This window comes from Tsuneonella rigui (assembly GCF_003958625.1).
GTDB classification, from domain to species: Bacteria; Pseudomonadota; Alphaproteobacteria; order Sphingomonadales; family Sphingomonadaceae; genus Tsuneonella; species Tsuneonella rigui.
This window is the reverse complement of record NZ_RSEL01000015.1, coordinates 87177-99137: the sequence shown is the minus strand read 5'-3', so window position 1 is coordinate 99137 and position 11961 is coordinate 87177. Positions and strand designations below refer to the sequence as shown.

Genomic DNA, 11961 nt, shown 5'->3' with positions numbered 1-11961 from the left:
CCGCTCACCCGGGTGCGCCGAAAGGATTTTCCTACAGACGGCCGTTCGTGCTTGATCGGCGGCATGGAACTGCGCGTCACCTTCGCCACACTCGGGTGTGGCTTCGCGATTCGCGAAAATCACACCACGCGCTTCAGATCGACTCGGAACATCCTGAAACTAAAGCGGGTTTAGCCAAAGGTCACAGAGTTTCGCGACCCGTTCAGCGTGACAGGTTCCACTCGATCCGGCCCCGCCCATGAGCCTCCAGAAACGCATTTGCCCGGCTGAACGGCCGCGAGCCGAAGAACCCCCGGTAGGCCGAGAGCGGACTGGGGTGCGGGCTGCGGATGATCAGGTGGCGGCTTTGGCCCTGCAGGGCGGGGATGCGCGCGGCCTTGGTCTGCGCATGGCTGCCCCACAGGATGAATACCGACGGCTCCGGCCGCTCCGCCACCGCCGCCACGCAGGCGTCGGTCACCGCTTCCCATCCGCGCCCCGCATGACTACCCGCCTTGCCGTGCTCGACCGTCAGGCTTTTGTTGAGCAGCAGCACGCCCTGCCGCGCCCAGCCCGACAGGTCGCCGTGCGCGGGGGGCGCGAGGCCGAGGTCGCTCGCCAGCTCCCTGTAGATGTTGACGAGGCTCGGCGGCACGCGCTCGCCGTCCGGCACCGCGAAGCACAGCCCCATCGCCTGGCCCGCACCGTGGTAGGGGTCCTGCCCGAGGATCACCACGCGCACGCTTTCGAGCGGGGTCAGCTCGAGCGCGCGAAACCGGCAGTCGCGCGGCGGATAGACGACCCTTCCGGCGGCCTCTTCACGGGCGACCCACGCATCGGCGGCCTGCATTTCCCGAAGCGCTGGCTCCAATGCCTCTCGCCAGCTCTCTGGGATCGCCGCGCTGTCCATGCCGCCGCGCTACGCCGCCTCTGCGGCTCCGGCCAGCGCCCCTTTCCCTCTATCCCCGATACGCCTAAGGCGCGGAACCAATGACCGTTCATTTCCACGAAGAAGACCTGCCCGCCGGCCTCCAGTTCGCCGACGGCCCGATCGCCATCGACACCGAGACGATGGGCCTCATCACCCACCGCGACCGGCTGTGCGTCGTGCAGCTATCCGATGGCCACGGCGACGAGCATCTCGTCCGCTTCAACCCCGGCAGCAAATACGATGCGCCCAATCTGAAGGCGCTGATCGGCGACCCGAACCGGCTGAAGCTCTATCACTACGCCCGCTTCGATCTTGCGGCGCTGTACTTCTACCTGGGCGTAATGGCCGCGCCGGTGTTCTGCACCAAGATCGCCAGCAAGCTGACGCGCACCTATACGGACCGGCACGGGCTTAAGAACCTGGTGTCGGAACTGCTCGCGGCCGACATCTCGAAGGCGCAGCAACTCAGCGATTGGGGCGGCCCCGATCTCAACGAGGCGCAGCGCGAATACGCGGCGTCCGACGTGCGCTTCCTCCACCGCCTGCGCGAAGTCCTGACCGCGCGGCTGGAGCGCGAAGGGCGCGGCGAGATCGCGCAGGCGTGCTTCGATTTCTTGCCCACCCGCGCCCGGCTCGACCTCGCAGGTTGGGCCGACCGCGATATATTCAGCCACGATTGAGGTCCACGCGCGTTAAGCTGCCATGGTGATCCAGCGCCGCATCGAAACCCAGCAAGCCAAGGAGCTGCGCAGCCAGCGCCAGCACTTCGCCGCGCCCGGCGGTTCGCACGACCGGATCGTGTCGCTGCTGGCCAAGGTGCTGCCGATGGGCGTGGGGGTGATCGCCGCGCTGATGATCGTCTCGCCGCTGTCTCCGCGCGGCGAAGTCAGCTTCCTGCTCGACCGGACGAAGGTGGCGGTGATCGGCGACCGCCTGCGGGTCGACAACGCAATGTACCGCGGCGCCGATGCCGAAGGCCGTCCGTTCTCGCTCACCGCGGGTGAGGCGATCCAGAAGTCGAGCCGCGAGGGCATCGTGCGGATGCAGGATCTCGTCGCGCGCATCCTGCTGCGGGACGGGCCCGCGAGCGTCATGGCGCCCGCCGGCCAATACAACATCCGCGATGAAGTGGTGAGCGCGCCCGACGGCGTGCGGGTGACCGCCGCCGACGGTTACCGGATGGTTGCCACCGGGGTCAGCGTCGACTTGCCCGAGAAAACCCTCGTCGGCAGCGGCGGGGTGTCTGGCGCGGTTCCGGCGGGGACGTTCTCGGCCAACTCGCTCCATGCCGATCTCGATACGCGCACGGTTTCGCTCAACGGTAACGCGCGCCTCCATATGGTCCCCGGCAAGCTGAGGATGCCCTGATGACACGTCATGCCAATACTGCCGCCCGCTGGGGCATCGGCGCTTTCACGCTCACGCTGATCACGATGGCGGGCATCCAGGCCGGCGCGCAGGCGATCGCGGGGCACAATTCGAACGCACCGGTCAACTTCGGCGCCGACCGGATCGAACTGCAGGACCGGCAGAACCGCGTGGTGCTGTCGGGCAACGTTGACATCACCCAGGCGGGGTTGCGGCTGCAGGCGGCGCGGACCCAGCTCAACTACACCGATGCCGGGAGCTTGCAGATCCAGCGGATCACCGCGACCGGCGGCGTCACCGTCACCCGCGGCGACGAGCGCGCGGCGGGCGAAGTCGCGGTGTACGATTTCAACCGCCGGGTGATCACCATGGCCGGCAATGTCCGCCTCAACCGCGGCGGCGACACGCTCAACGGCGGGCGGCTGGTGATCGACCTCAAGAGCGGCGTGTCGAGCGTCGACGGCCGCGCCAACGGATCGTCCTCGGTCACCGGAGCGGTGGGCAGCACCGGCAGCGGCCGGGTCACCGGTTCGTTCAACGTGCCAAAGAACAACTAGGGTCTAGAACGCGCGCCGGTGCACCAGCACCCCGAGGGTCTTGAGCACGATCAGCGCATCGCCCCAGGGGCTCCACTTGCGGATGTACTCGAGATCGGCATCGAGCCGGTTCTGCAGGTCGGATTCGAGGTCGGTCGCGCCGCGATACCCGCGAATCTGGGCGAGGCCTGTGACCCCGGGCTTCAAGGCGTGGCGATGCCAGTAGGTCGCGTCGATCCGCCAGAACAGCTTGTCCCCAGCCTGGCTGCCGACCGCGTGCGGCCGGGGGCCGACCATGCTCATCTCCCCGCGCAGCACGTTCACCAGCTGCGGCAGTTCGTCGATGCTCGTGCGGCGGATCACGCGGCCGATGCGGGTCACCCGGTCGTCGTCGAGCGAGGCCGAGCGTGCGCCGTCGTGATCGGTTCGCTCGACCTTCATCGAGCGGAATTTGTACATTCCGAAAAAGCGGTTGCCGCGCCCGGGCCGCCGCTGGATGAAGAACACCGGCCCGCCGTCCTCCAGCTTGATCAGCAGCGCGACGACCAGCATCAGCGGCGAGAGCACGATCAGGCCGCCGAGCGACAGGACGAGGTCGAACCCGCGCTTGGTCACCCGTTGCCGCATGCCGAGCGGGCCGGTCGAAACGATTAACGCGCGCCAGCCCTTCTCGACCGACAATCCGATCGGCTGCAGCTCCCCCAGTCCATCGGTGACCAGTTCGCCGCGCACTCCCGATGCGCGCAGGACGTAAGCCCAGGCTTCGCGCTCCTCCGCCGGGCAGCTGACGACCACCCGATCCATGTTGAGCAGGAACCGCCCGACATGATCGAGCGCGTCGGGATCGTCGAAATCCGGCACGATCCTCTGCTCGCGCGCGTCCAGCCGGATCGCGTGCTCGATCGAGACGGGTGGCCCGCCGGCGTCGATGTAGAGCAAGTTGATCACGCTCGCGCCCCACGAGCGGCCGATCAGCCGCCCCAACCAGATCCGGCTCAGCACGATAAGTCCGGCGCTGACCGTGATGCCGCCGGTGAACACCACGCGCGAGAATTGCGCGGTGCTCTTGGTGTAGAACGTCACGAACAGCAGCAGCGCGGCCGCCAGCGCCAATGCGCCGAGCGCGCGGGTGATCGCGAAGCGGCGATCCTGCAGGGCATGGATCGAATAGGCCCATTGGTAGAGCGCAAGCGTCAGATAGAGCGGCAACAGCAGCTGCGCCTGCAGCAGCGCGAACTTCATCGGATTGTAATCGAGATAGGTCTGCCCGACGAGGCCGAAGCCGCCGAGGATCAGGCAAACGTCCAGCACCACCATCGCGAGGTAGATGCGCACCCGTCGGCGTTCGAGCGACGGCGTGGCGGGATGCATCGATCGGCCGGCCGGCGAGCGGGCGGCAATGGGCGCATTCATCCGGGTAGCTCCGCGATCGACCGGCGCACTCTTATGCCAGAACGGAGCGACGCAAAAGAGCGAAGGTTAATGTAGATCTAGGACCTCAACGCGCCGCCGCCCGTGTCAGCCCAGCCAGCGCCTGCGCGAGCAAGGTTTCGCCGGCGGCGCTGTTGGCGAGCAGCTCCCGGTGCAATTCGACCAGGCGCGCGACCAGCCGCGCCATCTTCGGCCCGCGCCAGATCGCGAGCTGGTCGGCAAGGTCGCGCTCATCCTTGAAGAACACCCGCCGCGCCCGCGCCTCGGAGCTCACGAATGCGCGCGCGTCGTCACGCGGACCCAGCTTGGTATTGAGCTGCGCAAGCTGCGCCACGCGCCGCTCGAACGCGAGGAGCAGGCCGACCGGATTGAGCGCCATTTCTCGCATCCGGTGCAGCTCACTCGACAAGCGAACGGTCCGGCCAGAGAGGATCGCGTTGACCAGTGGCATGAAGCCATCGTCCTCGGTGCGCGCGCCGATCGCGTCGAGCGCCTCGGGGTCGCCAGCAACCGGCGCAGACGGTTGCGCGTCGAGATAAGTCGCGAGCTTGGTTACTTCCGATTGCGCCAGGCGCACGTCGAGCCCGGCCGCGCGCGCCATCCGCTCGGCCATATCGCCCGACAGCTTGAGGCCGAGCTCGTCGCCCATCGTGCGCACCGCATCGCGGACGCTGCCGAGATCGGGCGGCCAGAACATCGCCACCAACGCGTCGCCGCGCTTTTCGAGCAGCTTGGCAGTGCGCGATTTGTCGGTCGCCGAAGTCGCCACCACCAGCACCGGACAGGGCGCGCCTTCGCCCGCGTCGATACTAACGAGATGGTTGGCGATCGCGTCGTGCGCCTCGTCGCCACTGACGCGCGCGACGATATGGCGCGCGCCGGCGAACAGCGAGGTCGAGCGCGCCTCGTCCGCAAGCAGAACCGGGTCGCGGCGAAGGTCGGCGCCCGACAGCTCGACCCGCTCGCCGGGATCGTCGAGCATGGCGGCGATGCGCTGCGAGGCGGCCGCCGCGCCGGCCTCGTCGGGTCCGCAGAAGAAGAACACTTTGGCCAGCCGCGCCGCGCGCGGGGCGGCGGCGAGAAAGTCCTTCTGCGTCGCCTTCATTGCTTCTCGCGCAGCGTCAGCGCGAGGCGGGTGGCGATCTGCGAGGCGACCTCGCGCGCGAGGTTTTCCAGCGCGGTCTGCTCGGCGGCAATGGTCGCGTATTCGCTCGACACCACGTCGATCCCGGCGTCGGAACCGGCCGTCGCGTCGACCAGAATCTTGTCGTCGGCCAGGTCGACGAGCTGATAGCGCGCCCGCAGCGTGCGCCGCTCTCGGCCGATGGTGTCGTCGCTCAGAACGCCGAGGCCCTCGAGCTTGTCATCCAGCCGGACGTCGAGCCGGTAGCGCGCCGTGCCGGTGCTCGCCGCGCCGAGGCGGTCGACCAGTGCGTTGCGCACCAGCCAGCCCGATTGTCCCTCGATCGCGGGCACTTCGATCGAGCCGAGCCCGCGCGCCACGGCGCCGTTCCCGCCGCCGGCGTACATCGGCTGCAGGCCGCAGGCCGACAGCGCGAACGCGAGGGCGAGAGGCGCGGCGAAGCGCATCATGCGACGATGTTGACCAGCCGGTCGGGTACCACGATCACCTTGCGCACGGGAGCTCCATCGAGCGAACGCTGGACCTTGTCGGAGGCCAGCGCAAGCGCTTCGAGCTCGGCCTGGGCGAGGCCCTTCGCGACGGTCAACGTATCGCGCAGCTTGCCCTTCACCTGGACCGCGATGGTCACCTCATCCTCGACCAGCAGGGCGGGATCGACCTCGGGCCAGGCGGCATCGGCGACGAAGCCTTCCCCGCCAACCTGCGTCCAGGCTTCCTCGGCGAGGTGCGGCATCATCGGTGCGGCGAGCAGCACGAGGGTGCGGATCGCGGCGTTGCGGCTGGCCGAGGGGGCGGTCTTCTCGACTGCCGAGGTCAACTCGTAGATGCGCGCGACGGCCTTGTTGAACGACAGCGCCTCGATGTCCGCCGCCGCACCGACGACCGTCTGCGCGACCTTGCGATCGAGCGCTTGATCGGCGCCCGAAACACCCGGCTGAACAGTGCCAAACAGCCGCCACAGGCGCTGGACGAAGCGCCCACAGCCCTCGATACCGGCTTCCGACCACGGCAAGTCGCGCTCCGGCGGCGAGTCCGACAGCATGAACCAGCGCACCGCGTCGGCGCCGTAGCGGTCGACCATCGCGTCGGGGTCGACGACGTTCTTCTTCGACTTCGACATCTTGACGACCTTGCCGATCGTCACCGGTGCCCCGTCGGCTATCAGCGTCGCGCTGTCCTTACCGCGGGTCACTTCCTCGGGCCCGAACCACACCTCGCGCCCACCCTCTTCACGGCTGTAGGTCTCGTGAGTCACCATGCCTTGGGTGAACAGCGAGGCGAACGGCTCGGCGAAGTCGATCATGCCGAGGTGATTGAGCGCGCGGGTCCAGAAGCGGGCGTAGAGCAGGTGCAGGATCGCGTGCTCGATGCCGCCGATATACTGCTCGACCGGCAGCCACTGCGCCACCTCGGCCGGATCGAACGGCCTGTCCGCCGGCTGGCTTGCGAAGCGCAGGAAGTACCACGAGCTATCGACGAAGGTGTCGAGCGTGTCGGTCTCGCGGTTCGCCTCAGCGCCGCACGAGGGGCAGGTGGTATGCTTCCAGGTCGGATGCCGTTCAAGCGGATTGCCCGGCGTCTGGAAGTCGACATCCTCCGGCAGCACGACTGGCAATTGGTCCTTGGGCACCGGGACGATGCCGCACTTCGCGCAGTGGATGAACGGGATCGGCGTGCCCCAATAACGCTGGCGGGAGACACCCCAGTCGCGCAGGCGCCAGACGGTCTGGCCCTTGCCGCGCCCCTCGGCCTCGATCCGCGCGATCACCTCGCGCTTGGCGTCCTCGACGCTCATCCCGTCGAGGAAGTCCGAATTGACCAAAACGCCCTCGCCAGACTCGGCCTCACCAGCGAACGGCTTGTCCGCCTCGTCGGCGCTTGCCGCGACCACGCGCGGGATCGGCAGTCCGTACTTGGTCGCGATTTCGAAGTCGCGCTGGTCGTGGCCTGGTACCGCCATGATCGCGCCGGTGCCGTAGTCCATCAGCACGAAGTTGGCGATGAACACCGGCAGGTAATCGCCGGTGAACGGATGCCGTGCGCCGATGCCGGTGTCGAAGCCGAGCTTCTCGGCAGTCTCCAGCTCGGCGGCGGTGGTGCCGCCGCGCTTGACCTGCTCGATGAACTTGGCCGCATCGCAGTTCATCGCCGCGACCTGTTGCGCGATCGGATGGTCGGGCGCGACTGCCACGAATGTCGCACCGAAGATCGTGTCGGGCCGGGTGGTGTAGACCTCCAGCCGCTCGCCGTTGGAGAGGTCGAAGGCGAACTGCAGGCCGCGGCTCTTGCCGATCCAGTTCTCCTGCATCAGCCGCACCTTGTCGGGCCACTGATCGAGCGTGCCCAGCCCGTCGAGCAGCTCCTCGGCGAACTGGGTGATCTTGAGGAACCACTGGCTCAGCTTGCACCGCTCGACCACCGCGCCCGAGCGCCAGCCCTTGCCGTCGATCACCTGCTCGTTGGCGAGCACGGTCATGTCGACCGGGTCCCAGTTGACCTCGCTCTCCTTGCGATAGACCAGGCCCGCTTCGTAAAGCTTGAGGAACAGCGCCTGCTCGTGACCGTAATATTCGGGCTCGCAGGTCGCCAGCTCGCGGCTCCAGTCGAGCGCGAAGCCGAGGCGCTTCAACTGCGATTTCATGTGCGCGATGTTGGCGCGGGTCCAACCGCCGGGGTGGACGCCCTTTTCCATCGCCGCGTTCTCGGCCGGCATGCCGAACGCGTCCCAGCCCATCGGGTGCAGGACCTCGTGCCCGGTCATCCGCTTGTAGCGCGCGAGCACGTCACCCATCGTGTAGTTGCGCACGTGGCCGACGTGGATGCGCCCCGAGGGATAGGGGAACATCTCAAGCACGTAGCTCTTGGGCTTGTTGCTGGCGCTATCGGCGCGGAAGGTGCCCGCCTCGTCCCAGGCGCGCTGCCAGCGCCCATCCGCCACCGACGGATCGAAGCGCTGATCTGACATCGAATTTACTCCGGGGTTAGATCAGCCTGCGATCGCCTGGCGGCGAAGCTCGCGCGCCTTGGTAAGGATGATGTCCTCGAGCCGCTGCACGGTGGCGGCCTGGACGGGCGCATCGACCCACTGACCGCCTTGCGAAACCTGGCGGCTCGCGGCCACCCGCACCGCATCGGCGCGCAGGTCCTGGTCGAGGATCGAGACGGTGAGCTTGACCCGCTCGCCCGGGTTCTTTGGGTTGGCGTACCAGTCGGTCACGATCACCCCGCCATTGCTGTCAGACTGCAGTAGCGGTGCAAAGCTGACGGTCTCCAGCGCGGCGCGCCAGAGGTAGGCGTTGACGCCGATGGTGGTCACCTGGCTGGCGGCGAGATCGGCCTTGGGCCGCTCCTTGTTGCCGCCGCAAGCGGCCAGCGCGCCGAGCGCGGCGGTCACGATGAGAACGCGGGTCAGGCGAAAGTAGCGCGAAGTGGCGGTCATGCTCGGGGCAACGTCCTCAAAAGTGTCGAACAGCGCCTCTAGTGTGCGCAAGGGCCGCGGGCAAGCATCCCGCTGGGCCTTCACTGCCGCCGGGCCGTGAACCCCCGCTTAATCCTTGGCCCGCGGGCAAATGTGGAGCGCGCGCAACAGTCTGTGCCGGTCTGTGCCACGATCTGTGGAAAAGCTAGCCAAGTCCGTCCGCGGGGCATACCGTTGGCGCGTTCGTACAAGTTTGCGAGTGAGTCGGTTGCAGACGAAACCGGATCGCTCAGCGAGCGTTCAGGGGAACGGGGCTCTATTCGCGCGCGAATACGCCTCATAAGGGAGTGCGCAGGGTGACGAGCGCGGGTAATACGATCGCGAAATGGAAGGTGCGGGAGCGTGCAGCGCCCGCGCTGATCGCCGTCGCGCTCGTGCTGGGCGGCGTTCCGACCGCCGGTCTCGCGGTCACGGCGATCGCCACTCCGCTGCCCCACGCTCCCGGCGTCACTCCCGCCACCCCTTACGTCGATCCGGCGCTTGCCCAGCAGGTCGCGGCGCGCATCGCCGCCCGCGGGCAGACCATGCGCTTCACCCCAGCGGGCACCCCGCTCAGCAAGGATCGCACGGTGACCGTGGCGATCCGCGTCGATCCCGAAGCGGCGCGCGCCATCTCGGTGCGCAGCGCGATCGCCGCTACCAAAGCCGAGCCGGGCGTGGGACCGACCCTCGCGACTATCGCGCCCACCCGCTACAACCTCGGCATCTCGCGCGGCTACCAGAGCTTCGCCAAGCCCGCGGCTCCCTCGCTGGGCCTGCGCAAGATCGAGATGCCCGACCTCGCGACGTTCCGGCCCAGCGAAGGGGTGAAGGACACGCCGAGCCGGCTGCAGCCGCGTATCGCGCTCGAATCGGAGACCCGCGCCGGCCGCAGCCCGCGCACGCTGGAAGGCGAAGGCGAGCAGTCGGTCGACCTGGGCGCGGGCTATCGCCTGTCGCGCAGCCTCAATGTTACCGCCGGGGTGCGCCTCAGCCAGGACCGCGACCGGCTGACCCCGCTGACCGATTCGGTGCGCGACGATCAGGCGGTATACGTCGGGACTCAATTCCGCTTCTGACGTTACGGCACTGCCGCAAACGACCCCGCTCCGGCGGGGTTTTTGTTTGCGCGCCCGCCCGCTTCGCCTAGTCAAGCCTTACAAAAAACAAACAGAGGAGCTGGCATGGCACGCGTGGCAATCGTCACCGGGGGTACCCGTGGCATCGGCGAGGCGATCAGCCTGGCGTTGAAGGCGCAAGGGCGCACGGTCGTCGCCAACTACGGCGGCAACGACGACGCGGCGAAGCGCTTTGCCGACCAAAACGGCATCCCGGTGTTCAAGTGGGACGTGGGCGATCACCAGGCTTGCATCGACGGCTGCGCGCGCGTGACCGAGGAAGTCGGCCCGGTCGACATCGTGGTCAACAACGCCGGCATCACCCGCGACGGCACGCTCGCGCGGATGAGCTACGACGACTGGCACGATGTCATGCGCATCAACCTTGGCGGCTGCTTCAACATGGCCAAGGCGTGCTTCCCCGGCATGGTTGAGCGAGGCTGGGGCCGGATCGTCAACATCGGCTCGATCAACGGGCAGGCGGGGCAATACGGCCAGGTCAACTACGCCGCCGCCAAGAGCGGCATCCACGGCTTTACTAAAGCGCTGGCGCAGGAGGGGGCCAAGAAGGGCGTCACCGTCAACGCCATCGCGCCGGGCTATATCGACACCGACATGGTCGCCGCAGTGCCCGCGCCGGTGCTGGAGAAGATCGTCGCCAAGATCCCGGTCGGACGCCTCGGCCAGGCCGACGAAATCGCGCGCGGGGTGGTGTTTTTGACGAGCGACGAAGGCGGGTTCGTGACCGGCTCGACGATGAGCATCAACGGCGGGCAGCATATGTATTGACGGGCGGAGGCGAATAGCGCGGCCGTTCGCCAGAACGGCAAGCTAGGCGCCGGTGCGAGGCCATGCCGAGCACCGCCCGGCTCGGCCGGCAGGTTGGCGGCTCTCAAGCCGACAACCCCGTTCGACGTCACGGCGGCGGCTTTGCCGTCGCCCAGCCACCACGCCTACCCGCTCACTTCCAGGCGAAGATCAACCGCCCCGGCCCAAGCTTCTCGAGCACGTCACCGATCACATCCTCGCTCACCGCGAAGCACCCCTGGCTGCGCCCGATCAGTCCCTGCGCGCTGGCCATCGCCTCACTGACGTAGCCAGCCGCATGAACCACAATCCCGCGCGGTTCGGCGAGGTTGTTGTCAGGGTCGAGTCCGATCAGCCGCCGCGAGCGGCCGTGCTTGCCGACATAGCCCTCGCCAGTAACGAAGGCGCCGCGCGAGGAGGCGTTGGAATCGGGCTGGTTGGAAAATGTCTGCAGCCATCCGCTGCGCTCGGGGTCCGAACCGCTGCCGTGGGCGACGAGGTGCGATTCGACCTGGCCACTCCTCAGATCGACCAGGTGCAGGCGCGGTTCGCGGGAGGGTTGCGAGAAATCGACGATGCCGATGTGGTCGCGCAGCGGAATGCGGCCGGCGTGCGCGTCGAGCACCGCCATCGCGCGCGGGAACAGGCGCGGCTTCGATAGATCGGGCGCGAGCACTTGCGCCGGGACCGGAGGCGGCGTGGCGGGCAATGCCAGCCGCGGCAGGCTGCTCGTCGCGAGCGGCATGGCAGCCCCCGCAGCGAACAGTCCGGCACCGGCAAGGAACCCGCGCCGGCTCGCCGGCGGGTTGATGGACGACCCTTCCATGCTGCGCAGGCTAGCATTTCGGGCCTTTCGCTCGCCTGTATCGCCCGGTTCGGGGAGCGACAGGTTGGCCGCCATGGGCTAGGGATGGCCGATGCCCGCCCCGTATCACCCGCCGGTCAAGCGCTCGGTCGAGATCGCCGGCCACAAGACCTCGATCAGCCTCGAGCCGCTGTTCTGGGACATGTTGCGCGAGGCGGCGGTGCGCGAAGAGGTGCCCGTCAACACGCTCGTCGCGCGGATCGACGAGGAGCGGATCGCCGCAGCCAACCCATGCGGGCTCGCCGGAGCGGTGCGATTGTGGCTGGTCGCCAATCGAACATAGAAAGACGGGCGGAACCGAAGTCCCGCCCGCCTCTTCGCCCCG

Annotated in this window: 13 protein-coding genes; 6 read left to right on the top strand and 7 right to left on the bottom strand. The window is 67.9% G+C overall.

Annotation, left to right across the window (positions count from 1 at the left end):
* Positions 1-202 precede the first annotated feature (202 nt).
* Positions 203-889 carry a uracil-DNA glycosylase gene (gene ung, locus ELY12_RS07365; RefSeq protein ID WP_126176057.1) on the bottom strand — a complete coding sequence of 229 codons (687 nt, stop codon included), beginning with the start codon at positions 887-889 and terminating at the stop codon, positions 203-205.
* Between the two features lie 80 nt (positions 890-969).
* On the opposite strand from ung, the gene ELY12_RS07360 reads away from it, so the two are divergent.
* Genes ELY12_RS07360 through ELY12_RS07350 form a run of 3 tightly spaced genes read left to right on the top strand, consistent with a single transcriptional unit; the run spans position 970 to position 2835 of the window.
* Positions 970-1590 (top strand): ribonuclease D, encoded by a 621-nt coding sequence (locus ELY12_RS07360; RefSeq protein ID WP_126176056.1) that lies wholly within the window; start codon positions 970-972, stop codon positions 1588-1590.
* A 22-nt stretch (positions 1591-1612) separates the two neighbouring features.
* Complete coding sequence (locus ELY12_RS07355; RefSeq protein ID WP_126176055.1) at positions 1613-2278, top strand: LPS export ABC transporter periplasmic protein LptC; 666 nt, start codon at positions 1613-1615, stop codon at positions 2276-2278.
* Positions 2278-2835, top strand: a complete 558-nt coding sequence (locus ELY12_RS07350) for an LptA/OstA family protein (protein ID WP_126176054.1) — start codon at positions 2278-2280, stop codon at positions 2833-2835. The genes ELY12_RS07355 and ELY12_RS07350 overlap by 1 nt, the downstream gene beginning before the upstream one ends.
* A 3-nt stretch (positions 2836-2838) precedes the next feature.
* Here the strand turns inward: ELY12_RS07350 and ELY12_RS07345 are convergent, their stop codons facing one another.
* The 5 genes from ELY12_RS07345 to ELY12_RS07325 form a co-directional block, all read right to left on the bottom strand.
* Positions 2839-4227 (bottom strand): sugar transferase, encoded by a 1389-nt coding sequence (locus ELY12_RS07345; RefSeq protein ID WP_126176053.1) that lies wholly within the window; start codon positions 4225-4227, stop codon positions 2839-2841.
* An 85-nt stretch (positions 4228-4312) separates the two neighbouring features.
* Positions 4313-5350: a DNA polymerase III subunit delta gene (locus ELY12_RS07340; protein WP_126176052.1), complete on the bottom strand. Its 1038-nt coding sequence runs from the start codon at positions 5348-5350 to the stop codon at positions 4313-4315.
* The gene (gene lptE, locus ELY12_RS07335; protein ID WP_420907051.1) at positions 5347-5835 is read right to left on the bottom strand and encodes an LPS assembly lipoprotein LptE; all 489 of its coding nucleotides are present in this window, start codon (positions 5833-5835) and stop codon (positions 5347-5349) included. The genes ELY12_RS07340 and lptE overlap by 4 nt, the downstream gene beginning before the upstream one ends.
* Positions 5835-8354, bottom strand: coding sequence for a leucine--tRNA ligase (gene leuS, locus ELY12_RS07330; RefSeq protein ID WP_126176050.1), 2520 nt, complete (start codon positions 8352-8354; stop codon positions 5835-5837). The genes lptE and leuS overlap by 1 nt, the downstream gene beginning before the upstream one ends.
* Before the next feature lie 21 nt (positions 8355-8375).
* A complete protein-coding gene (locus ELY12_RS07325; protein WP_126176049.1) occupies positions 8376-8828 on the bottom strand; it encodes a DUF3576 domain-containing protein in 453 nt (150 codons plus the stop codon).
* Positions 8829-9163: 335 nt separating this feature from the next.
* On the opposite strand from ELY12_RS07325, the gene ELY12_RS07320 reads away from it, so the two are divergent.
* Both ELY12_RS07320 and phbB read left to right on the top strand, forming a co-directional pair.
* The gene (locus ELY12_RS07320; protein ID WP_241229766.1) at positions 9164-9925 is read left to right on the top strand and encodes a hypothetical protein; all 762 of its coding nucleotides are present in this window, start codon (positions 9164-9166) and stop codon (positions 9923-9925) included.
* A gap of 105 nt (positions 9926-10030) precedes the next feature.
* A complete protein-coding gene (phbB, locus tag ELY12_RS07315) occupies positions 10031-10753 on the top strand; it encodes an acetoacetyl-CoA reductase (RefSeq protein ID WP_126176048.1) in 723 nt (240 codons plus the stop codon).
* Between the two features lie 172 nt (positions 10754-10925).
* Here phbB and ELY12_RS07310 read toward each other — a convergent pair whose 3' ends face one another.
* Positions 10926-11516, bottom strand: a complete 591-nt coding sequence (locus ELY12_RS07310; RefSeq protein WP_126176047.1) for a murein L,D-transpeptidase catalytic domain family protein — start codon at positions 11514-11516, stop codon at positions 10926-10928.
* A 172-nt stretch (positions 11517-11688) separates the two neighbouring features.
* Here ELY12_RS07310 and ELY12_RS07305 point away from each other — a divergent pair, with 172 nt between their 5' ends.
* The gene (locus ELY12_RS07305) at positions 11689-11919 is read left to right on the top strand and encodes a ribbon-helix-helix domain-containing protein (protein WP_126176046.1); all 231 of its coding nucleotides are present in this window, start codon (positions 11689-11691) and stop codon (positions 11917-11919) included.
* Positions 11920-11961 lie beyond the last annotated feature (42 nt).

Bases quoted from the DNA above. Each gene is read 5' to 3' on its own strand.
- ung (WP_126176057.1), bottom strand. From the start codon at position 889: ATGGACAGCGCGGCGATCCCAGAGAGCTGGCGAGAGGCATTGGAGCCA.
- ELY12_RS07360 (WP_126176056.1), top strand. From the start codon at position 970: ATGACCGTTCATTTCCACGAAGAAGACCTGCCCGCCGGCCTCCAGTTC.
- ELY12_RS07355 (WP_126176055.1), top strand. From the start codon at position 1,613: ATGGTGATCCAGCGCCGCATCGAAACCCAGCAAGCCAAGGAGCTGCGC.
- ELY12_RS07350 (WP_126176054.1), top strand. From the start codon at position 2,278: ATGACACGTCATGCCAATACTGCCGCCCGCTGGGGCATCGGCGCTTTC.
- ELY12_RS07345 (WP_126176053.1), bottom strand. From the start codon at position 4,227: ATGAATGCGCCCATTGCCGCCCGCTCGCCGGCCGGCCGATCGATGCAT.
- ELY12_RS07340 (WP_126176052.1), bottom strand. From the start codon at position 5,350: ATGAAGGCGACGCAGAAGGACTTTCTCGCCGCCGCCCCGCGCGCGGCG.
- lptE (WP_420907051.1), bottom strand. From the start codon at position 5,835: ATGCGCTTCGCCGCGCCTCTCGCCCTCGCGTTCGCGCTGTCGGCCTGC.
- leuS (WP_126176050.1), bottom strand. From the start codon at position 8,354: ATGTCAGATCAGCGCTTCGATCCGTCGGTGGCGGATGGGCGCTGGCAG.
- ELY12_RS07325 (WP_126176049.1), bottom strand. From the start codon at position 8,828: ATGACCGCCACTTCGCGCTACTTTCGCCTGACCCGCGTTCTCATCGTG.
- phbB (WP_126176048.1), top strand. From the start codon at position 10,031: ATGGCACGCGTGGCAATCGTCACCGGGGGTACCCGTGGCATCGGCGAG.
- ELY12_RS07310 (WP_126176047.1), bottom strand. From the start codon at position 11,516: ATGCCGCTCGCGACGAGCAGCCTGCCGCGGCTGGCATTGCCCGCCACG.
- ELY12_RS07305 (WP_126176046.1), top strand. From the start codon at position 11,689: ATGCCCGCCCCGTATCACCCGCCGGTCAAGCGCTCGGTCGAGATCGCC.